The 22,705-nt window shown below is 64.7% G+C and carries 15 protein-coding genes; 5 read left to right on the forward strand and 10 right to left on the reverse strand.

Annotated features, from left to right (window positions below):
* Positions 1–12 precede the first annotated feature (12 nt).
* Positions 13–1,824: a glycoside hydrolase family 15 protein gene (locus tag ACQR10_RS20015; protein ID WP_316217661.1), complete on the forward strand. Its 1,812-nt coding sequence runs from the start codon at positions 13–15 to the stop codon at positions 1,822–1,824.
* Positions 1,825–1,847: 23 nt separating this feature from the next.
* On the opposite strand, the gene ACQR10_RS20020 is transcribed toward ACQR10_RS20015, so the two are convergent.
* From ACQR10_RS20020 to ACQR10_RS20045, 6 genes are read right to left on the reverse strand one after another with little or no spacing between them, the layout of a single operon-like run.
* Positions 1,848–2,660 (reverse strand): HAD family hydrolase, encoded by an 813-nt coding sequence (locus tag ACQR10_RS20020; RefSeq protein WP_316217659.1) that lies wholly within the window; start codon positions 2,658–2,660, stop codon positions 1,848–1,850.
* A 19-nt stretch (positions 2,661–2,679) separates the two neighbouring features.
* Entirely contained in the window at positions 2,680–3,210 is a 531-nt protein-coding gene (locus ACQR10_RS20025) for a gluconokinase (RefSeq protein WP_316217658.1), read from the reverse strand.
* Positions 3,197–3,946 carry a 6-phosphogluconolactonase gene (pgl, locus tag ACQR10_RS20030; protein WP_316177740.1) on the reverse strand — a complete coding sequence of 250 codons (750 nt, stop codon included), beginning with the start codon at positions 3,944–3,946 and terminating at the stop codon, positions 3,197–3,199. The genes ACQR10_RS20025 and pgl overlap by 14 nt, the downstream gene beginning before the upstream one ends.
* Before the next feature lie 2 nt (positions 3,947–3,948).
* Positions 3,949–5,472, reverse strand: a complete 1,524-nt coding sequence (gene zwf, locus ACQR10_RS20035; protein WP_315805434.1) for a glucose-6-phosphate dehydrogenase — start codon at positions 5,470–5,472, stop codon at positions 3,949–3,951.
* Entirely contained in the window at positions 5,469–6,506 is a 1,038-nt protein-coding gene (gnd, locus tag ACQR10_RS20040; protein ID WP_316217657.1) for a phosphogluconate dehydrogenase (NAD(+)-dependent, decarboxylating), read from the reverse strand. The genes zwf and gnd overlap by 4 nt, the downstream gene beginning before the upstream one ends.
* Positions 6,507–6,520: 14 nt before the next feature.
* A complete protein-coding gene (locus tag ACQR10_RS20045; RefSeq protein WP_316217656.1) occupies positions 6,521–9,367 on the reverse strand; it encodes a bifunctional transaldolase/phosoglucose isomerase in 2,847 nt (948 codons plus the stop codon).
* Positions 9,368–10,532: 1,165 nt separating this feature from the next.
* On the opposite strand from ACQR10_RS20045, the gene ACQR10_RS20050 reads away from it, so the two are divergent.
* From ACQR10_RS20050 to ACQR10_RS20060, 3 genes are all read left to right on the forward strand, one after another.
* Entirely contained in the window at positions 10,533–12,476 is a 1,944-nt protein-coding gene (locus tag ACQR10_RS20050; protein WP_315805437.1) for a PrkA family serine protein kinase, read from the forward strand.
* A 224-nt stretch (positions 12,477–12,700) separates the two neighbouring features.
* Positions 12,701–13,978 (forward strand): YeaH/YhbH family protein, encoded by a 1,278-nt coding sequence (locus tag ACQR10_RS20055; protein ID WP_316217655.1) that lies wholly within the window; start codon positions 12,701–12,703, stop codon positions 13,976–13,978.
* The gene (locus tag ACQR10_RS20060) at positions 13,975–15,513 is read left to right on the forward strand and encodes a SpoVR family protein (RefSeq protein WP_315805439.1); all 1,539 of its coding nucleotides are present in this window, start codon (positions 13,975–13,977) and stop codon (positions 15,511–15,513) included. The genes ACQR10_RS20055 and ACQR10_RS20060 overlap by 4 nt, the downstream gene beginning before the upstream one ends.
* A gap of 29 nt (positions 15,514–15,542) precedes the next feature.
* On the opposite strand, the gene ACQR10_RS20065 is transcribed toward ACQR10_RS20060, so the two are convergent.
* Positions 15,543–15,953, reverse strand: a complete 411-nt coding sequence (locus ACQR10_RS20065; RefSeq protein WP_316217688.1) for a VOC family protein — start codon at positions 15,951–15,953, stop codon at positions 15,543–15,545.
* 277 nt (positions 15,954–16,230) lie between these two features.
* Between ACQR10_RS20065 and ACQR10_RS20070 the strand changes: the two genes are divergently transcribed.
* On the forward strand, positions 16,231–17,496 hold the full coding sequence (locus ACQR10_RS20070) for a TMEM143 family protein (protein ID WP_316178439.1): 1,266 nt from the start codon (positions 16,231–16,233) through the stop codon (positions 17,494–17,496).
* A gap of 207 nt (positions 17,497–17,703) precedes the next feature.
* Here ACQR10_RS20070 and ACQR10_RS20075 read toward each other — a convergent pair whose 3' ends face one another.
* The 3 genes from ACQR10_RS20075 to ACQR10_RS20085 all read right to left on the reverse strand — a co-directional run bounded on the left by ACQR10_RS20075 (position 17,704) and on the right by ACQR10_RS20085 (position 22,575).
* A complete protein-coding gene (locus ACQR10_RS20075; RefSeq protein WP_315805807.1) occupies positions 17,704–18,759 on the reverse strand; it encodes a 2-oxoacid:ferredoxin oxidoreductase subunit beta in 1,056 nt (351 codons plus the stop codon).
* Positions 18,760–18,955: 196 nt separating this feature from the next.
* A complete protein-coding gene (locus tag ACQR10_RS20080) occupies positions 18,956–20,806 on the reverse strand; it encodes a 2-oxoacid:acceptor oxidoreductase subunit alpha (RefSeq protein ID WP_316217654.1) in 1,851 nt (616 codons plus the stop codon).
* On the reverse strand, positions 20,776–22,575 hold the full coding sequence (locus tag ACQR10_RS20085) for an FAD-dependent oxidoreductase (protein WP_316177756.1): 1,800 nt from the start codon (positions 22,573–22,575) through the stop codon (positions 20,776–20,778). The genes ACQR10_RS20080 and ACQR10_RS20085 overlap by 31 nt, the downstream gene beginning before the upstream one ends.
* Positions 22,576–22,705: the final 130 nt, after the last annotated feature.

Below are 22,705 nucleotides of genomic sequence, written 5' to 3' on the forward strand. Positions count from 1 at the left end.
CGCGGATGCCGAATGTCCTGCAGGATCGAAGACTACGCGCTGATCGGTGATTGTGAGACGGCTGCCCTCGTAAGCCGAAACGGTTCGATCGACTGGCTGTGCTGGCCGGCGTTCGATTCCGACGCCTGTTTCGCTTCCCTGCTGGGCGATCGCAGCCATGGCCGCTGGCTGATCGCGCCACGCGGCGATATCCGCTCGACGTCCCGCCGCTATCGTGGCGACAGCCTCATCCTCGAGACGCGGTACGAAACCGCGACCGGCACCGTCGAGGTGATCGATTTCATGCCGCCGCGGGGCAGCGCCTCCGACGTCGTCCGGCTGGTCCGCGGCGTCGCCGGCCGGGTCGCCATGCGGATGGAGCTGATCATCCGTTTCGGCTTCGGCATCGAGATTCCCTGGGTCAAGCGCTCCGAGGATCGCTCCGCGCTGCTTGCCATCTGCGGCCAGGACATGGCGGTGCTGCATACGCCGATCGCCACCCGCGGCGAGGACATGACCACGGTTGCGGAGTTCGAGGTCGCGGCCGGCGACACCGTGCCGTTCGTGCTGACCTACGGTCCCTCGCATCTACCGGTGCCCAAGGTGATCGATCCGCTTCAGGCGCTTGATGACACCGAGACCTTCTGGGCCGACTGGTCGCGCCGCTGCACCTATCAGGGCGAGCACCGCGAACTCGTGATGCGCTCGCTGATCACCCTGAAGGCGCTCACCTATGCGCCGACCGGCGGCATCGTCGCGGCGCCGACCACGTCGCTGCCGGAGAAGCTCGGCGGCCGGCGCAACTGGGACTATCGTTTCTGCTGGCTGCGTGACGCGACGTTCACGCTGCTCGCGCTGATGAACTCGGGCTACACCGAGGAAGCGCTGGCCTGGCACAACTGGCTGCTGCGCGCCGCCGCCGGCGCACCGGCCTATATGCAGATCATGTACGGCATCATGGGCCAGCGGCGGCTGATGGAGTGGGAGGCCGAGTGGCTGCCCGGCTACGAAGGCGCCCGGCCGGTGCGGATCGGCAACGCCGCGCACGCCCAGCTCCAGCTCGACGTCTACGGCGAGCTGATGGACGCCTTCCACCAGGCCCGCATGACCAGGCTCAAGCTGGAAGACGGCACATGGGACCTGGAATGCGCGGTGCTCGATCATCTCACCGACGTCTGGGACCAGCCCGACCACGGCATATGGGAACGCCGCGGCGACGGCCGTCACTACGTGTTTTCCAAGGTGATGACCTGGGTGGCGTTCGATCGCGCGATCAAGAGCGCGGAGAAATTCGGGTTCAAGGCGCCGCTGGAGCGCTGGCGGCGGCTGCGCGAGACCATTCATCGCGACGTCTGCGCCAAGGGTTATGACGAAAGCCTCGGCAGCTTCGTCGAGTCCTATGGCTCGCGGTTGCTCGATGCCAGCCTGCTGCTGTTGCCGGCGGTCGGCTTCCTCCCCAGCTCCGATTCGCGCATTCGCGGCACGGTGGACGCGATCGAACAGCATTTACTACGGGACGGCTTCGTGCTCCGGCACGATCCGCGCGATGTCCCTCCGGACGAGCAGCAGCCGATCGAAGGCGCGTTCCTTGCCTGCACGCTGTGGCTGGCCGACGCCCATGTCCTGGCGGGCGATACGGAAAAGGCCGAGACGCTGTTCCGCCGCGTGGTGAACATCGCCAACGATGTCGGACTGCTGGCCGAGGAGTACGACAGCGAGGCCCGGCGGCAGACCGGCAATTTTCCCCAGGCGCTGACGCATATCGCGCTGATCAACACGGCGCAGAATCTGAGCAGCGCCAGGAAGGCCAGCGACAAACCCGCAAGGCAGCGGTCGGAGGCCTGAGCTCCCGCACGTCAGCTTGCGGATCAGCCTTGCGCGTTTTCCGCCAGGATCATCTCCATGGCATTGGCAAAGCCTTCGTCCTGATTGGACGTGGTGATGCGCTTGGCTTTGCTCTTCACCTCGTCACTGGCATTGCCCATGGCGATCGACAATCCGCTCACCTCGAACATCGCGACATCATTGTGCATGTCGCCGATGGTCGCGACCTGGTCGAGCGGGATACCGAGCCGCTGAGCCATCGCGCTGACGAAGGTGCCCTTGTCATGTCCGGGCGGAGTGATGTCGAGATAGTAGCTCTGCGAGCGCACCGCTGTCGCTTCCGCGCCCAATGCCTGCTGCATCTGGCTCTCGCAGCCCGCCAGCAGCGCGAAATCGCTGCTCGCGCCGACGATCTTGCAGGCGTTCGCCAGATAGGGCGAGAAATCGCCGACGATCGTCGGCTCCGCGCGTATCGCGCGCCGCTCGTTCGGGACGTACTCACCGTCCGGATTGCGCGTCACCCAGGCGTCGTTGGTGAAGACCCAGATGTCGACGCCGGCTTGATGCAGCAGGTCGACGCAGCGTGCGGCGGCCGCGGGCGGGATCAGGCTCTGCTCGAGCGGGCGCATGGTGGCGTCGACGATTGAGCTGCCGTTGAACGGCCCCACCGGAAGGCTGATCTGCAGCGGCTCGATCAGAAAGCGCATTCCGATCGCGGGGCGGCTCGAGGTGAGCGTGAAGGCAACGCCGGATTCGTGCAGCCGCCGCGCCGCCTTCGCGGCCCGTTCGGTCAGAACCTTGTCCTTGGTCAGCAGCGTGCCGTCGACGTCGGATACGACGAGAGCGATGCGGGTCATGAGCCCTTCCTGTTTGCGGTCAGGCTCGTCCCTGACCGCTGTGAAGCTGTTGCAGGATGTCGTCCACGATCGCCGCGACCGGCGCGTCGACCGAGACCGTGATGGGATGCTCGGGGGCGCCAGGCGGTTCCAGGGTGGCGAACTGGCTGGTGAGCAGGCCCGGCGGCATGAAGTGCCCGGCGCGATGCTTCATCCGCTCGCCGATCAGCTCCTGAGTGCCTTGGAGATAGACCATGCGGACATCGTCGCGGCCGCCGACCAGGATATCGCGATAGGCCTTCTTGAGCGCCGAGCAGGCGATGATGATGTGCTGGCCCGCGCTGCGGCATTGCGCGATCTCCGTGGCAATGGCATGCAGCCAGGGCCAGCGATCCTCGTCGGTGAGCGGGTGGCCCGCGCTCATCTTGGCGACGTTCGCGGGCGGGTGAAAGCTGTCGCCATCCTCGAAGCGCCAGCCGAGGCGTTGGCCCAATGCTTGCCCGATCGTGCTCTTGCCGGAGCCGGAGACGCCCATGATAATGAGCGCATGGGGCAGGTCAGATGTCGCCACTTTGCCTCTCCGGCCAGGCCTCGCTGTCGATCAGCAGGATCGTCTCCCGAATCGAGCGGGCGCGATTGGCGGGCAGGTCTTCGCCGGCCAGCACGCGCGTCATGATCGCGCGCTTGTCGGCGCCGGCGACCTCGAACAGCATGGTTCGGCAGGAGGCGAGCGCAGGCAAGGTCAGGCTGATCCGCGGCACGAAGGGTGCGACGTGAGCCTTGTCGACGCCGACAACCCAGCGATCGGCGATATCAACAGCGGGAAAGCCGGGGAATAGCGACGCGACATGGCCGTCGGAACCGATTCCGAGCAGCACGAGGTCGAACAGCGGCCGCGCAGAGTCGAGCCGCGCGGCGCCGTAGAACGCTTCCAGCGCGCGCTGATAGTCGCAGGCACTGGCCTCCGGGTCCGATCTATCGGTCGCGATCGGGTGGATGTTGGCGGCCGGCGCGCAGGCATCGAGGAACGCGTGGCACGCCATGGTCATGTTGTGCAGGGGATCGCCGGGCGGAACATATCGTTCGTCACCGATGAACCAGTGCACGCGCGTCCAGGGAATCCGCTCGCGATACGCGTCCGTCGCCAGCAGCTGATAGAGCTGCTTCGGGCTCGATCCCCCGGTGAGGCAAACGGCTATCGTCGCCGGATTGGCATCGATCCGGGCCAGGAGATGTTCGGCCGCGACCCTCGCCATCGTCGCCCGGTCGGCGACGCGCACGAGGTTGCAGTCCTGCGGTCCGACCACGGCTAAACCAGCTTGCGCCAGCTGCGGCCGTCGCGGGCCAGCAGATCGGCCGCCGCCTCAGGTCCCTCGCTGCCGGCCGCGTAGGAATGCAGGCCATCGCGGCCGGCCTTCTTCCAGGCCTCGATGAATGGCTCGACGGCCTTCCAGCCGGCCTCGACGCTGTCGGCGCGCTGAAACAGGATGTTGTCGCCGATCATGCAGTCATAGATCAGCGTCTCGTAGCCGGTGGCGGGCTCGGCCTGGAAATAGTCCTTGTAGTTGAACTTCATCTGCACGCCGTCGGTGCGGATGGTCGGCCCCGGGATCTTGGTGTTGAACTGCAAGGTGATGCTCTGGGTCGGCTCGATGCCGATGACGAGATAGTTCTCGGCCAGGGTCTCGATCGGGGTGCAGCTGAACATCGCGAACGGCGCCTGGCGGAACTTGATCGCGACCTCGGTGCGCTTGGCGCCGAGCGCCTTGCCGGTGCGCAGATAAAACGGTACGCCGGCCCAGCGCCAATTATCGATGGTGAGCTTGAAGGCCGCGTAGGTCTCGGTGGTGCTGTCGGGGCGAACGTCCTTGCTCCTCACATAATCCGGCAGCTCGGCGTCGCCAATCATGCCGGCCGTGTACTGGCCGCGCACCGAGTTGAGCAGCGCCTCCCGTTCGCTCAATGGCTGGATCGCCGACAGCACCTCCGCCTTCTCGGAGCGGACGGTATGCGCATCGAACCGCGCCGGCGGCTCCATCGCCACCAGCGAGAGCAACTGGAAGAGATGGTTGGGGACCATGTCGCGCAGCGCGCCGGTCGCGTCGTAGAAGCTGCCGCGCGTGCCGACGCCGAGCTTCTCCTCGACGGTGATCTGAACGTGGTCGATGTGATGCCTGTTCCAGATCGGCTCGAACATGCCGTTGGCGAAGCGCAGCACCAGGATGTTCTGCACCGTCTCCTTGCCGAGGTAATGATCGATCCGGTAGATCTGGTGCTCGGTCACGAGTTGCAGCAGCGTGTCGTTCAGTTTTTTGGCCGAGGCGAGATCGGTGCCGAACGGCTTTTCCACCACAAGGCGGCGCCAAGCCTTGCCGTCCTCGCGAAGCAGCCCGACGCGCCCGAGCTGTTGCGCGATCGGCGCAAAGGCGCTCGGCGGCGTCGCCAGGTAGAACAGCCGGTTGCCGTGGGTCTCGCGCGCGGCCTCGAGCTTTTCCAGTCGCTCCTTCAACTGATCGAAGCTCTCCGGCTCCTTCGGATCGGCCTCGATCGCGGTCACGCATTGCAGGAGGCGCTGGGCGATCTCGTCCTCGATCGGACGCGTCGCATATTTGCGCAGGCCCTCCATCAGGTTGTCGCGCAGTTGCTCGCTCGACATGCCCTTGCGGGCAATGCCGACGATGCAGAACCTGTCAGGCAGCAGATGATTGGCCGCGAGATTGTAAAGCGATGGCAGAACGAGCCGATGGGTCAGATCGCCGGTCACACCGAAGATCACGAAGGCGCAGGCGTCGGGCTTCTGATGTCGCGGCTGGTGCGGATACAGCGGGGTCACGCGCGGTCGTCCCTGGGCTTGACGATCCCAGGCGCGCTCTGGCGCGCCGGATCTGGGTGCTGTTCGGGCTCCTTGTGCCCGCCGAAGCCTTCGCGCATCGCCGAGAGAATCTTCTCAGCAAAGGTGTGCTCCTGGCGCGAGCGGAAACGCGCGAACAAAGCGGCCGTCAGCACCTCGGCCGGCACGGCCTCGTCGATCGCCGCGTTCACGGTCCAGCGGCCTTCGCCGGAATCCTCGACATAGCCGGAATATTTCTCCAGGCCGGGCTGCCGCGCCAGCGCGCTGGCGGTGAGGTCGAGCAGCCAGGACGGAATGACGCTGCCGCGGCGCCACACCTCGGCGACGTCAGCGAGATCGAAGTCGAAGCGATGTGCCTCGGGCAGCGCCTCGCTGTTCGCGTTCCTGAGGATGTCGAAGCCCTCGGCATAGGCCTGCATCAGGCCATATTCGATGCCGTTGTGGATCATCTTGACGAAGTGGCCGGCGCCAGTCGGCCCGGCATGGATGTAGCCCTGCTCGACGCGCGGGTCGCGGCCGTCACGGCCCGGTGTGCGCGGGATGTCGCCGATGCCTGGCGCCAGCGTCGCGAAGATCGGATCGAGCCGGTCGACGACCGGCTTGTCGCCGCCGATCATCATGCAGTAGCCCCGGTCAAGGCCCCAGACTCCGCCGGAGGTGCCGACGTCGACATAGTGCAGACCGCGCTCCCTCAGCGCCTTGCCGCGGCGGACGTCGTCCTGCCAGAAACTGTTGCCGCCGTCGATGACGACGTCGTCTTGGCTCATCAGCTTGGTGAGCTGCTCGACGGTGGCTTCCGTGATCTTGCCGGCCGGCAGCATGATCCACGCGTGCCGCGGGGGAGCGAGCTTGCCGACGAATTCCTCAAGGCTCGCGGCGCCCACCGCACCCTCGGAGACCAGCGCAGCGACCGCCTTTGCGTCGCGATCATAGACCACGCAGGCGTGTCCCGCGCGCATCAGGCGGCGCACGATGTTGCCGCCCATCCGCCCGAGACCGATCATTCCCAATTGCATCGACGACGCCCTTCCTAGCTCAGCGCTTCACTGATCGCGCTGTCGAGCATCTTCAGGCCCGATTTCAGATTGCCCTTGAGATGGACCCGAAGAGCCCGGCGCCCGCGCTCGGTGAGCACGTCGAAATCGCCGCGCGCCTGCGCCGCCTTGATCACGCCGAAGCTCGCCTTCTGCCCGGGGATGGGCAGATCCTCGGCGTCGTCAGCCGTGATCTGGAGAAACACGCCGCTGTCCGGACCGCCCTTGTAGGCCTGGCCGGTCGAGTGCAGGAAGCGCGGACCGAACTCGGCGCAGGTGGCGAGGTGCTTGGCATCGCGCAGCCTCAGCCGGATCCGCTGTAGCGTGTCGATATTGCCGGCGTTGCGGTCGACATAGCCGAGCAGGGCGATGTAGTCGCCGGCGCCGGCGCGGCCAAGATGCGCCTTCAGCCAGGACGCGAGCGTGCCGTCGGCGCCATGCTCGCGCAGGCTCTCGGCGTTCTGAGCATCGGTGTAGAGCTCGCAGCCCTTGATCGATGCAACCGGCTGCTCCTCCGGCAGCGCGCCGCTCCGCTCGAACGCCGCCGTCAGCTCGCGGGTCTTGATCTTGGCGGCTTCGACGTCGGGCTGGTCGAACGGGTTGATGCCGAGCACGGCGCCGGCGACGGCGGTCGCCATCTCGAAGCGGAAGAATTCCTGCCCGAGCTGGTCGATCGACGTCATGACGATGCGCACGACCGGATGGCCGGCCTCCTCGAGCGCGGCGAGCTTCGCATCATGGCCGGTCACGTCGTCGCCGTCGACCTTGATATCGATGAAGAAGCGGTCGCTGCCATAAAGCTCAGGCGACGCCACCGGTTCGCCCTCGATCGGGACCAGGCCCTTGCCCTCCTTGCCCGTGGACTCCGCGATCAACTGCTCGGCCCAGGCGCCGAAATCGGCGATCTTGGGCGAGGCGAAGATCGTCACCTTGTCGCGGCCTTCGAGGCCGGCAAGACCCATTGCCAGACCGAGCTGCACGCCCGGGTTCTGGAGCGGCGGCACGTCGGGCCCGCAGGAGCGCACCATCGACAGCGCCTGCGTGATCAGCTTGCGCACGTCGATGCCCGCGGTCGCGGCCGGCACCAGGCCGAACGGCGACAGCACTGAATAGCGGCCGCCGATGCTCGGCTCGCCATGGAAGATGCGGGCGAAGCCTTGCGCCTTGGCCGCCTTCTCCAGCGACGAGCCGGGATCGGTCACGGCAATGAAGCGGTGGCCGGCCTTGTTCGGCCCGATCGCCTCGGACACACGCGCGAAGAAATAGTCCTTCATCGCGTTCGGCTCGGTGGTGCCGCCCGACTTCGAGGAGACGATGAACACCGTCCTGGTGATGTCGATCGCCTTCTCCATCGCGCGCACCTGCGCGGGATCGGTGGAGTCGAGCACGTGCAGCCTGGGGAAGCCGGCCTTGCGCGGAAAGGTCTCGGCCAGCACCTCCGGCCCGAGGCTGGAGCCACCCATGCCGAGAACCACGGCGTCGGAAAACTTCTGTCCCTTCACCCGCTGCGCATAGTCCTCATAATCGGCGATATCGGCCTTGTCAGCGCTGGTCAGCCAGCCCAGCCATTTGTGCTCGTCATGGCCGGTCCAGACCGTCGCATCCTTGTGCCAGAGCCGGCGGATCCTGGCGTCCTTGCGCCAGTCCTCGGTAGCGGAGGCGACCTTCTTCTCAAGATCAGCAGCAATGGCGATCGTCTGCTGCCCAAGTCCTGCTCCCAGCACGACGGCGCGCTTGTGCGCAACCGCGCCGTAGAGCTTGTCGGCGGCGTCCGCGAACTGCTTGACGCCGTCGACCACGAGATCCGCGGTGATGTCGTCGAGGGATATGCCGGTCTTCGCCAGATCCTCCAGGGCGGCCCGGGCGGCGTCGACGTCTTCCTCCAGACTGTCGCGCACCTCTCCGTGATCGCGGAAGGCATCCAGCGTGGCCGGCGGCACGGTGTTGACGGTGTTCGGTCCGATCAGCTCCTCGACATAGAGGACGTCGCGGTAATCCTTGTTCTTGGTGCCGGTGGAGGCCCAGAGCAGTCGTTGCGGCTTGGCGCCGTGCGCGGCCAGCCGCTCCCAGCGCGCGCCGGCGAACAGCCGCTTGTAGTCCTGATACGCCATCTTGGCGTTGGCGATGGCGATCCTGCCCTTGAGCGCGGCCAGCCGCTCCTTCTCCGAGGGATCGTTGGCCTGGGCGATCTTCGCGTCGAGCTGCTTGTCGACCACGCTGTCGATGCGGCTGACGAAGAACGACGCCACGCTGGCAACATGCGACGGATCACCGCCGGCGGCGACATAGGCTTCGAGGCCGGCAATGTAGGCTTCGGCGACCTGCCGGTAGACTTCTTGCGAAAACAGCAAGGTGATGTTGACGCTGATGCCCTTGGCGATCAGGTGCTGGATGGCCGGCAGGCAGGCGTCGGTCGCCGGCACCTTGATCATCAGATTCCTGCGGTCGACCGCCTTCCAGAGCTGCTCTGCCTCGGAAATGGTGCCCTTGCTGTCCATCGCCAGATAGGGCGAGACTTCGAGGCTGACGAAGCCGTCATTGCCATCGAAGTGGTCGTAGACGGGCCGCAACACGTCGGCGGCATTCTGGATGTCCTCGACGGCGACGGCCTCGAACAGCTGCGTCGGCGATCGATCGCCGTTCTTCAGCGCCGCGGCGATCGGCGCGTCATATTCATCGGAGCTGCCGATCGCCTTCTCGAAAATCGCGGGATTCGAGGTGACGCCCTTGACGCCATCCTCATCGATCAGCCGCTTGAGGTCGCCCCTGGCGACGAAGCCGCGTGCGAGGAAATCGAGCCAGACCGCCTGGCCGTGTTCTTCGAGAGCTTTGACCGGATTCATGATGCCTATCTATGTGCGTCGGCTTGCTTTTTCGGGTTCCCGCCTGGCGGCCTGCCAGGTCGTGGACCTCACATGAACAACTATGCGCCAGCCCACAGGAGAACGCCATTCATAATGGATTGATCCCTCTGGAATCCCAAGAGCTTCGTACCGGGTGCGACGTGCCGGCGGCGTGCGCTCGGCGGGAGACTTGCAGGCACTCTGAAGCAGGCACTCTGAAGCAGGCAGTCTGAAGCCTGCGGCCGGCCGTACGACCAAGGCGGGGGAAAGGCCCGCCAAGCGCGGCCGGTGTTCGGCTCGCGTCGGTCTCTGCGACTCCCGCGCCGGAGGTCTCCCATCGTGGGCGAGCAAATGCCGTCGATCAAACCTTCTCCGCCTTGCAATGCTGGAAAGGGGCCACATGTGTTCTGGGTAATGGTGCCTCACGTCACAGATCAAGGCGAGCGTGTTGCGATTGTCGCCTCGGCTGCGCCTCGTGATTGGCGGATAACCCATGATGCTTTCTGCTTGCAGACATTCGGTGGCGAGCCGCACCCTGATCATGGCAATGATCAGCATCGAGTGATCCGTCCGGCTTCGGCGGTGCGTTGCGTCACGACATTCGGTTCTAGCGGTGAACATGTGTGCGGATGGCGCTGTGAGATGCGCGCGTTCATCGCTCGCTGGGTCATGATGACATCGTATGAGCGCTGGCCGACGCGCTTGCAGCTTGGCTGTGTCTGTTTGACCAGCCGTGGCTGGCGCGCATCACGTCGCGCCACGAATGAGACATTCGCTGCCTGGCGCAGATGCGCGACGATTGGCGTTCACTCGCGGTTCACTTCCGGAAGGGAGACTGATTGCGGAGCTGTCACGCCACCAGTTCACGCGGCTTCACAACACCTTGTGCGGCGCAGGAAGACTACGGTGCCGGGGTATTGCGGATGTTGCGAAGCAGAGACAATGAGGTACAAATGGGGAGAGTCGGCCGGCTTTTGCCGAACTATTGAGCGAAGTGCATGTTGATAGGGCATATGCTGCATGCACTTTGCGTTGCGGAAAAGGACGAAGACGGTGCCCAATGGGGGCTAGCGCGCTTCACTCTGAGTCGGTTCGGGATCAGCAGGAACGTACTTAGATCTCGGCCCGTTGCAGCAGTGCGGCGGAACCTACGTGGAGAGGGATCATGTACAACGATTCGTTGTTCAACGCGTTCGCAAGGTCGTTCGAGGCACGCAGCCAGACCGACATGTCGATGCAGGAATATCTAGAATCGTGTCGAACCGACCCGATGCGATACGCGAACGCCGCTGAACGACTACTAGCTGCGATCGGTGAGCCTCAGATGATCGACACGGCCAAGGACCCACGCCTTGGCCGTATTTTTTTGAACCGGACGGTTCGGCTGTATCCCGCGTTCGCCGGCTTCTATGGCATGGAAGACACGATCGAGCGCATCGTCGGCTTCTTCCGCCACGCCGCGCAAGGTCTCGAAGAGCGCAAGCAGATCCTCTATCTGCTCGGACCGGTCGGCGGCGGCAAGTCGTCGCTCGCCGAACGGCTGAAGCAGTTGATGGAAGCTCATCCGATCTACGTGCTCAAGGCCGGTGATGAGCTGAGCCCGGTCTTCGAATCGCCGCTCGGCCTGTTCGATCCCGACACGCTGGGCCCGATGCTCGAGGAGAAATACGGCATTCCGCGCCGCCGTCTATCCGGTTTGATGAGCCCGTGGTGCTACAAGCGACTCGAGGCCTTCGGCGGCGACATCTCGCAGTTCCGCGTCGCCAAGATCCAGCCGTCGCGGCTGCGGCAGATCGCGATCGCCAAGACCGAACCGGGCGACGAGAACAACCAGGACATCTCCTCGCTGGTCGGCAAGGTCGATATCCGCAAGCTCGAAACCTACGCCCAGAACGATCCCGACGCCTACTCCTATTCGGGCGGCCTCAACCGCGCCAACCAGGGCATCCTCGAATTCGTCGAGATGTTCAAGGCGCCGATCAAGATGCTGCATCCGCTGCTGACGGCGACGCAGGAGGGCAACTATATCGGCACCGAGAACATCGGCGCCATTCCCTACAACGGCGTGATCCTCGCCCACTCCAACGAGGCGGAGTGGCAGAGCTTCAAGACCAACAAGAACAACGAAGCCTTCATCGACCGCATCTGCGTCATCAAGGTGCCGTACTGCCTGCGCGTCACCGAGGAGCGCAAGATCTACGAGAAGCTGATCCAGGGCTCCGAGCTCGCCACCGCGCCCTGCGCGCCGGCGACCCTGGACACCCTGGCCCGCTTCTCGGTGATGTCGCGCCTGCGCAAGCACGAGAACTCGACCTTGTACGCCAAGATGCGGGTCTATGACGGCGAGAGCCTGAAGGAGTCCGATCCGAAGGCGCGCAGCGTGCAGGAATATCGCGACGCCGCCGGCGTCGACGAGGGCATGGACGGCATTTCCACCCGCTTTGCCTTCAAGGTCCTGGCCGCGACCTACAATCACGACACGGCGGAAGTGTCCGCCGATGCCGTGCATCTGATGTACGTGCTGGAACAGTCGATCAAGCGCGAGCAACTGCCCGAGGAGGTCGAGAAGCGCTACCTCGAATTCATCAAGGCGGATCTCGCGCCGCGCTACGCCGAGTTCATCGGTCACGAGATCCAGAAGGCGTATCTGGAATCCTACTCCGATTACGGCCAGAACCTGTTCGACCGCTACGTCGACTACGCCGACGCCTGGATCGAGGATCAGGACTTCAAGGATCCCGATACGGGACAGCTGCTCAATCGCGAGCTGTTGAACCAGGAGCTGACCAAGATCGAGAAGCCGGCCGGGATCGCCAACCCGAAGGACTTCCGCAACGAGGTTGTCAAGTTCTCGCTGCGCTCCCGGGCCCAGAACGGCGGAAAAAATCCGTCCTGGACCTCCTACGAAAAGATCCGCGAGGTCATCGAAAAGAGGATATTCTCGCAGGTCGAGGATCTGCTTCCGGTGATCTCGTTCGGGACCAAGAAGGACGGCGAGACCGAGAAGAAGCACGACGACTTCGTCGCGCGCATGGTCGAGCGCGGCTACACCGAGCGGCAGGTCCGCCGGCTGGTCGAGTGGTACATGCGGGTGAAGCAGGCGGGTTGATCGTGGTCCGGCGCCGATGTTCACTGCATGTGCTGCAGGCCATCGGCGGATGTTGGCGCCGGGACAACGAGGCGAGCGGAACGTTCGACGCTGAACTTTGATGGGACGCGTCGGGCAGCGAATGATGCGGGTCCGGTATCGGGTCTGATACTGCACCGCGGCATCGCGGCGGGGGAGAGCAGGAGTCGAAACCGCTGCAGCAGGAGGCGTATGGAAACGTGGTCATGCATATCATTGATCGGCGCCTGAATCCGGGCGGCAAAAGTCTCGAAAACCGTCAGCGATTTTTGCGCCGAGCCAAGGCGTTGGTTCAAGGGGCCGTGAAGAAGACGTCGCAGGACCGCGACATCAAGGACGTGCTCGAGGGTGGTGAGGTCTCCATCCCGCTCGATGGCATGGACGAGCCGCGCTTCCGCCGTGAGGGCGGCACCCGCGACATGGTGCTGCCCGGCAACAAGAAGTTCGTCGAGGGCGATATCCTGCCGCGCTCCGGTGACGGCAGCGGCCGCAAGTCGGCGCCGGGGCAGGGCGACAGCGAGGACGCCTTCCGCTTCGTGCTGAGCAAGGAGGAGTTCGTCAACCTGTTCCTCGACGATCTCGAGCTGCCCGATCTCGCCAAGCGCAAATTCGCCGAGGCCGAGAGCGAAGGGTTGGTGCGCGCGGGCTATTCGACGTCGGGTTCGCCAGCCAATATCTCGATCAGCCGCACCGTCACCCGCGCCTTGGCCCGCCGCGTCGCGCTGCGCCGGCCGCGGCCGGAGGCGATTGCCGAGCTCGAAGCCCAGCTGGAGCAGGAGACCGACGACGACAAGCGCGCCGCGCTGCTGGCCGAGCTCGAAGCGCTGAAGGCGAAGGCCAAGCGCATCCCCTTCATCGATCCGATCGACATCCGCTACCGCCGCTTCGAAGCGGTGCCGAAGCCGATCGCGCAGGCCGTGATGTTCTGCCTGATGGACGTGTCCGGCTCGATGTCGGAGCACATGAAGGACCTCGCCAAGCGGTTCTACATGCTGCTCTACGTGTTCCTGACCCGGCGCTACCGCCATGTCGAGATCGTGTTCATCCGCCATACCGATCGTGCCGAGGAGGTCGACGAGCAGACCTTCTTCTACGGACCGGCATCCGGCGGCACCCTGGTGTCGAGCGCGCTGCAATGCATGCACGACATCGTCCGCTCGCGCTTCCGGCCCTCGGACTGGAACATCTACGCGGCGCAGGCCTCCGACGGCGACAACGCCACCTCGGATTCCGAGAATGTCGCGCGGCTCCTGGCCGACAACATCCTGCCGGTGTCGCAGTTCTTCGCCTATCTCGAGGTCGGCGAGTCCGGCACCTATTCGTTCGAGATGCCGGACTCCGCGCTGTGGTCGCTGTATGAGCGGCTGCGCGCCAATGGCGAGCCGCTGTCGATGCGCAAGGTGCGCGACCGGAGCGAGATCTTCCCGGTGTTCCACGACCTGTTTCAGCGTCGCGGCACCACGCAGGAGAGGGCGGCGTCATGAGCGGACTGCTGTTCGAGGGCGCCGACTGGAATTTCCTCACCTTGCAGCGCATTCACGATACCTGCGAGAGGGTGGCGCACAAGGAGCTCGGGCTCGACACCTATCCCAACCAGATCGAGGTGATCACGGCCGAGCAGATGCTCGACGCCTATTCCTCGGTCGGCATGCCCCTGTTCTACAAGCACTGGTCGTTCGGCAAGCACTTCGCCTATCACGAGGCCTCGTACCGCAAAGGGCTGATGGGCCTCGCCTATGAGATCGTGATCAACTCCTCGCCCTGCATCTCCTATCTGATGGAGGAGAACACGGCGACGATGCAGACCCTGGTGATCGCGCATGCCGCGTTCGGTCACAATCACTTCTTCAAGAACAACTACCTGTTCAAGCAGTGGACCGATGCCGACGGCATCCTCGACTATCTCGACTTCGCCCGCGGCTACATCGCGCAATGCGAGGAACGTTATGGCCGGCTCGCGGTCGAGCATACGCTCGATGCCGCCCACGCGCTGATGTCGCATGGCGTCGACCGCTATCCCGGCAAGAAGAAGCTCGACTTCCGCGAGGAGGAGAAGCGCGCCGGCAAGCGCAGGCTCTATGAGGAGGGCCAGTTCAACGATCTCTGGCGCACGGTGCCGACCGGCCCGGTCAAGACCAATGCGATGCTGAACGTCGAGCGGCGCCGCGCGCTGCTCGGCCTGCCGCAGGAGAACCTGCTTTATTTCCTGGAGAAGACCGCGCCGCGGCTGGCGCCCTGGCAGCGCGAGCTGCTGCGCATCGTCCGCCACATCGCGCAGTATTTCTATCCGCAGGGCCAGACCAAGGTCATGAACGAGGGCACGGCGACCTACGTGCATTATCGCATCATGAACCGTCTGCACCAGGAAGGACGACTCACCGACGGCAATTTCCTGGAGTTCCTGCAGTCGCACACCAATGTCGTGTTCCAGCCGGAGTTCGACGATCCGCGCTACTCCGGCTTCAACCCCTATGCCCTTGGCTTTGCGATGATGCAGGACATCGAGCGCATCGTGAAGGATCCGACCGACGAGGATCGCGAATGGTTTCCGGACATCGCCGGCACCGGCGACGAAATGGCGGTGCTGCGTGACGTCTGGGCGAACTATCGCGACGAGAGCTTCATCAGCCAGTTCCTCAGCCCCAACCTGATCCGGCAGCTCAGACTGTTCCACCTGCATGACGATCCGGCCGAGCGCGCCGGCATTCTTGTCGATGCCATCCATGACGAGCGCGGCTATCGCCGCATCCGCCGCGAGCTGTCCAAGCAGTACGACGTCGGCTACATCGACCCCAACATCGAGGTGGTCGATGTCGATCTCGCCGGCGATCGCCGCCTGATGCTGCGGCATACGGTGGTCAAGGGCGCCCAGCTCAACGAGACCGACACCAAGCGCGTGCTGCAGCATCTCGCCGATCTCTGGAGCTACGACGTGTCGCTGGTCGAAGTCGATGCCGCCACCGACAAGGTGCTGAAGGAGTACGTGCTCAATCCCCGGATACAACCGGCGGCCGCCTAGCGCGGCCGCCAAGCCTTAGATATCAGCTGTTAGATCTCCGCGTACACTTCGAGCAGATTGCCGTCCGGGTCCCTGAAGAACAGGGTCCGGTGCCCGAAGGGCTGGTCCGTCGGCGGCTCCATGAGAGCGACGCCCTTGCTGGTCAATTCTGCCGCGCAGCGGTCGACATCGTTACGGCCCACCTTGAACGCGAGCTGCAGCGAGGCGGCGCCTCGGGGCGTCAGCTGGTCCGATGCGAGCCGCTTCGGTTGCGCCAGCGCCAATGTATTGGCGCCGATCCGGTATTCGATCCAGCCCTGCGACAGCTCGCGCGTGATCGGGAAGCCCAGCACGTTCTCATAGAAGCCGCGCATCGCCGTCCAATCGCGGACGAGGATGATCGTATAGTCGATGGCGCGAATGGCGTTGAAGGCGGACTTGATCTCCGGGGTGCCGGTCATCGGGTTCTCCCTCCTGTCAGCCCACTCTAGACCATGAAGATGATGAGCGTGTCCAAACCTCGCTTCGTCATGGCCGGGCATGACGAGCGCGAGAACAGCAACCGCCGTCGACTTGGCGTTATGCATACGGGCATCGTCTTGCGTCACTGAGGAGCGCGCGCAATCCGGTCCCCGGCGAGTAGCGCAAGTCGGCTGAGCTCGCTATGTTACGGGGGAGCCGCCCGGCAGCAGCAGCGGGATCGGCTGTTGAGAACGTGGCAAGTCGGGCGTGACACGCGTGGTTGGACCAGGGGAGACGACGAGCCGGCGGGACCGGTTCATTCCGATACGCAAGTCCGAGGTCCTCGACGCCGTGATTTCGCACGGTGGACTGGACGACACGCAATCGGCCGACCTGCGCCGGCTCGCCCAGATGCTCGGTGCCATCCTGCATCACGAGTATTTCGACGAGCTCGATCGCCTGCGCGACGCCTATTTCGACTTCGATCCCGAAGTGCCGGTCGGGCGCCATCGATCGCCCGAGGAGCTCGACGCGGCCTATCGCAGCCTCGCCGACGAAGTCGTGCAGGTGCTCGGCGAGGCCAATTTCATCGAGATCAGCCATGCCGAGATCGAGCGCGCGTTTGCCGAGCATGCGCTTGTCAGGGTCAAGCTGAAGGCGTCGATCTCGGACTACCGCGCCGTCCGCATGTTCCGGCGCGGCCAGCATCAGGAGACGATCGAGGTCCCCATGTTGTATGGGCTGCGCCGGCGCAAGCATGAGATCGAGGTCTATGACGACATCATCCTGATGGTCGCGACCAGGCCCGACGAGCCGACCCGGACGAAGCGCAAGACTGCCGCCTGGCGCGGCCGCAACAAGATCCGCGGCGGGGCGGTGCTGTTCAAATATTTCCGTCACATCGCGCGCTTCGATCTCGAGGCGCTGCTGCCGAACGTCCGTGTCGTCATGGGGCTGCGCGAGCAACTGACGTTGGGCGTGCCGGCGCTGGTCGGCGGCGTGCCGATTCTGCTCAAGCTGGCCTCGACGCTCACCGTGCTGTTCATCGTCGCCGGCTTCTATCTCGGCCTCAGCGGCACCGTGCACGACAACGATACCGAGCAGGCGCTGGCGGCGCTGTCGGGCCTGTTCGCGCTCGGCGCCTTCATTCTCAGGCAATGGGGCAACTTCCATCGCCGGTCGCTGATCCATCAGAAGCAGGTCACCGACAACATCTACTTCCGTAACGTCAACAACAATTCCGGCATCTTCAACTACCTGATCGGCGAGGCCGAGGACCAGGACTGGAAGGAGGCCGTGCTGGCCTATGGCGGCCTGCTGCTGGCGTCGGTGCCGCTCTCGCGGGCTGCATTGGGCAGTCATGTCGAGGAGTTGCTGCAGCAGATGTTCGGGCTGGGTCGGGCGTTCAATATCGATGAGGCGCTGATCAGGTTGCGCGAGTTCGGCCTTATCAGCGGCGGTGATGATGCGCTGTCGGCGCTGCCGTTGCCCGATGCGATTGTGCAGCTCGAACGGGTGTGGGCGAATGCGCTGCGGTCATGAGATCGGGGCCTCATGGTTCGAGACGCGCCGTCAGGCCGGCTGTTGACGATGGCGCGACCGGTGGCGCGGCGCTTCTCACCATGAGGGGGGACGGCGAGGCGCCCTTGAAGGAGGGGCGCCACACATTCAGACCTCGTCCTGAGGAGCCCGCCGAAGGCGGGCGTCTCGAAGGACGGCTATGGGGAAGCTGTCAACGTAGCGATCAGCCTAGCGCAGGCTCGCGTTGATCTTGTCGAGCGCCGCCTGTCCCGGGCAGAGATCCGCGGCCTCCAGCCGGTTCAGCGGCTGCTCCACGGTGTTGAGATGGCTGTGCAGATCGTCGGCCTCAGGGTCGACATAGAGCAGCCCGGTCACGATCTGGCCCTGCGCCGCATGCTTCTGGAGGAAGGTCATCGCGCCCAGCCGATCGTGCGGGTCGTAGTCGGCGTCGATCTTGCGTAGCGCCAGCCGCGAGCCGTCGTGCTGCTCGACGATCTGCACCGTGCCCGGATCCTGGTCGATCTCGATCGGGTCGCGCCCGGTCAGCACGTCGAGCCGGTTCACGGCGTCATTGTGCTCGCGGACGTAGTCGAAGCTCTTGGTCGAGCCTGCGTGATTGTTGAAGGCGATGCACGGGCTGATCACGTCGATGAAGGCGGCGCCCTTGTGCTGGATCGCGCCGGCGATGATCGGCACCAGCTGCTTCTTGTCGCCGGAGAACGAGCGCGCGACATAGGTGGCCCCAAGCTGCAGCGCGATGCCGACGAGGTCGATCGGGTTGTCGGTGTTGGTGACGCCCTTCTTGGACTTCGAGCCGCGGTCGGCGGTCGCCGAGAACTGACCCTTGGTCAGGCCGTAGACGCCGTTGTTCTCGACGATGTAGGTCATGTTGACGCCGCGCCGGATCGCATGGGCGAACTGACCGAAGCCGATCGAGGCGGAATCGCCGTCGCCGGAGACGCCGAGATAGATCAGCTCGCGGTTGGCGAGGTTGGCGCCGGTCAGCACCGACGGCATGCGGCCATGCACGGTGTTGAAGCCGTGCGAATTGCCGAGGAAATAGTCCGGCGTCTTCGACGAGCAGCCGATGCCGGAGATTTTTGCCACGCGATGCGGTTCGATCGACAGCTCGAAGCAGGCTTCGATGATCGAGGCCGTGATCGAATCGTGGCCGCAGCCGGCGCACAGGGTCGAGATCTTGCCCTCGTAGTCGCGATGGCTGTAGCCGAGCGCGTTCTTCTTGATGCCGGGATGCTGGAATTTCGGCTTTGCGATGTAGGTCATGAGAGCACCATGGATCTCGAATTCGTCATGGCCGGGCTAAAGCGCGGGGCGCGTCTTCGCCAAGATGTCCCGGCCATCCACGTGGGAGCCCGGAAAATGAAAGACGTGGATGCCCGGGCCTTCGCCGCGCCGAAGCGGCCACGGCCGCGCAGGCGGGTCAAGCCCGGGCATGACGAAGGAGAGAGCCGAGGCCGCATCACGACACGGCCTTCCGCAGCGGGGTGACCTTGATCTGGTCCTGATGGGTCCCGATCGCATCCGCGATGAAGCGCGCGGTGATCGGGGTGCCGTCATAGTGCAGGATCGGCACGAGACGGACCGGATCGATGCCGTTCTCGGTGACGATCAGCTGGCGCAGCTGGGCGTCGCGGTTCTGCTCGACCACATAGACGAAGTCGTGCTCGGCGATGAAGCTCGCCACGCTCGAATGGAACGGGAAGGCGCGGATGCGCAGCCGGTCGAGCTGGTGGCCGCGGGCCTCCAGCAATTCGATCGCCTCGTCCATCGCCGGCGCGGTCGAGCCGAAATAGATCACGCCGTATTTGGTCGGCTTGGCGGCGTTGGCCTGCAGCGGCCGCGGCACCATGTCCTGCGCGGTCTGGAACTTGCGCAGCAGGCGCTGCACGTTGTCGGCATAAACGGCGCCTTCCTCGGAATAGCGCGCGTAGCGATCACGTGACGTACCGCGGGTGAAGTAGGAGCCCTTCGTCGGATGCGTGCCGGGGTAGGTGCGGAACGGAATGCCGTCGCCGTCGACGTCGAGATAGCGGCCGAAGTCGCGGCCTTCGTCGAGCATCTCGGCCGTCATCACCTTGCCGCGGTCATACTGCTTGGCATCGTCCCACTTCAGCGGCCGGCACAGCCGCTGGTTCATGCCGATGTCGAGGTCGAGCATCAGGAAGATCGTGGTCTGCAGCCGCTCGGCCAGATCGAACGCTGCCGCCGCGAATTCGAACGCCTCCGCCGGATCCTCCGGGAACAGCATCACATGCTTGGTATCACCATGCGAGGCGTATCCGCAGGCGATCAGGTCGCATTGCTGGGTGCGGGTCGGCATGCCCGTGGAAGGGCCGGCGCGCTGCACGTTCATGATCACGGCCGGAATCTCGGCGAAGTAGGACAGGCCGATGAACTCGGTCATCAGCGACACGCCGGGGCCTGATGTCGTGGTGAAGGCGCGGGCTCCGTTCCAGGAGGCACCCACCACCATGCCGATCGAGGCGAGCTCGTCCTCGGCCTGCACGATCGCGTATTTGGCCTGTCCGGTTTCCGGATCGTGCCGCAGCTTCTTGCAGTGGTTGCTGAACGCTTCGGCCAGCGACGACGACGGCGTGATCGGGTACCAGGCGCAGACAGTCGCGCCGCCATAGACGGCGCCGAGCGCGGCGGCGTTGTTGCCCTCGATGAAGATGCGGTCGCCGACCTTGTCGGCCTTCCTGATGCGCAGGCCGATCGGGCATTTCAAATTCTGCAGCGCCCAATCGCGCCCGAGATGCAGCGCATGGACGTTGGAGGAGAGCAGCTTCTCCTTGCCCTTGTACTGCTCGCCGATCAGTTGCTCGATCAGCTTCGGGTCCATGTCGAGGAGGGCGGAGAGCGCGCCGAGATAGATGATGTTCTTGAAGAGCTGGCGCTGGCGCGGATCCGAGTAGGTCGAGTTGGTGATCGCCGTCAGTGGCACGCCGATCACGGTGATGTCGTCGCGGAACTTGGTCGACGGCATCGGCTTCGTCGAATCGTAGAACAGGTAGCCACCGGGCACGATGCCGGCGACGTCCTTGTCCCAGGTCTGCGGATTCATCGCGACCATCAGGTCGGTGCCGCCGCCTCGCGCGCCGAGATGGCCCGCTTCGGTGACGCGCACCTCGTACCAGGTCGGCAGGCCCTGAATGTTCGACGGGAAGATGTTGCGGGGGCTGACCGGCACGCCGTGACGAAGCACGGCGCGCGCGAACAATTCGTTGGCGCTGGCCGAGCCGGAGCCGTTGACGTTGGCGAAGCGGACGACGAAGTCGTTTACGCTGCTGAGCGGCGCTTGCTGGGACATGCGTTACCTGCGTGGGTCGTCTCGATGAAATATTTCTGCATGTCCCACGCACCGGTGGGACAGCGCTCGGCGCACAGGCCGCAATGGAGGCAGACGTCCTCGTCCTTCACCATCACGCGCCCGGTCTTCAGATCCGACGACACGTAGAGGCTCTGGTCGGGATGAACAGACGGCGCCTTCAGCCGCGCGCGCAGATCGGCCTCCTCGCCATTGTCGGTGAAGGTGATGCAGTCCATCGGGCAGATGTCGGCGCAGGCGTCGCATTCGATGCACAGCGTGTCGGAGAACACCGTCTGCACGTCGCAGTTCAGGCAGCGATGCGCCTCGCCGAGCGCGAGCTTGACGTCGTAGCCGAGCTCGACCTCGGCGCGGATGTCCTTCAGCGCGACCACCTTGTCGCGGTGCGGCACCTTGAAGCGCTTCTCCGGCGAGACGTCGTTGTCATAGCTCCATTCGTGGATGCCCATCTTCTGCGAGGAGACGTGCACCTCGGGCAGCGGCCGCTCGGTGATGTCCTCGCCGGAGAGCAGGCGGTGGATCGACAGCGCCGCCTCGTGGCCTTGCGCGACAGCCCAGATGATGTTCTTCGGGCCGAATGCGGCATCGCCGCCGAAGAACACTTTCGGGTTCGTTGAAACGAAGGTGGCCGGGTCGACCTTCGGCATGTGCCATTTGTCGAACTCCACGCCGCAATCGGCCTCGATCCAGGGGAAGGCATTCTCCTGGCCGACTGCGACCAGCACGTCGTCGCACTCATAGGTCACGTCGGGCTCGCCGGAGGGCACCAGCGAGCGCCGGCCCTTGTCGTCATATTCGGCTTTCACCTTCTGGAAGGTGACGCCGGTCAGCCTGCCATTGTCGTGAGTGAACGCGACCGGCACGAGATAATTGAGGATCGGAATGTCCTCGTGCAGCGCGTCCTCCTTCTCCCAGGGAGAGGCCTTCATCTCCTCGAAGCCGGAGCGCACGATGACCTTGACGTCCTCGCCGCCGAGCCGCCGCGCGGTCCGGCAGCAGTCCATCGCGGTGTTGCCGCCGCCGAGCACGATCACGCGCCTGCCGATCTTGTCGGTATGGCCGAACGACACGCTGGACAGCCAGTCGATGCCGAGATGGATGTTCGCGGCGGCTTCCTTGCGGCCGGGGATGTTCAGCTCGCGGCCGCGTGGCGCGCCGGAGCCGATGAAGATGGCATCGTAGTTCTCGGCCAGCAGCGTCTTGAGGCTGTCGACGCGATGGCCGGCCTTGTAGTCGACGCCGAGGCTGAGCACGTAGCCCGTCTCCTCGTCGATGACGCTGTCGGGCAGACGGAACTTTGGAATCTGCGAGCGCATCATGCCGCCGGGCTTGGGATCGGCATCGAACACGGTGCAGTGATAGCCGAGCGGCGCGAGGTCGCGTGCGACGGTCAGCGAGGCCGGGCCGCCGCCCACCAGCGCGATGCGCCGGCCGTTCTTCGGGGCCGGGCGCGGCATGCGCTGGTGCACGTCGTCCTTGAAATCGGCCGCAACGCGCTTCAGGCGGCAGATCGCGACCGGGCTTTCCTCGACACGCCCGCGTCGGCAGGCGGGCTCGCAAGGGCGATCGCAAGTGCGTCCGAGAATGCCCGGGAATACATTCGATTTCCAATTGATCATGTAGGCGTCGCTGTAGCGACCCTCAGCGATCAGGCGGATGTATTCAGGGACCGGAGTGTGTGCGGGACAAGCCCATTGGCAATCGACCACTTTGTGAAAGTAGTCGGGGGCCGAGATATCAGTCGCTCTCATTCATACCCTGTCCGCGCGGCGAACCATGAGCGCGCGGCCTTCCTGACGTGAGGACGACTGTTTGTTCAGGATCGGCTGGGGATCGATGTGGGTCCGGAGCAGGTCCTGTTCGTCGCCCTTCTGCTTTTTG

The organism is Bradyrhizobium sp. HKCCYLRH2060, assembly GCF_051168135.1.
GTDB lineage: Bacteria > Pseudomonadota > Alphaproteobacteria > Rhizobiales > Xanthobacteraceae > Bradyrhizobium.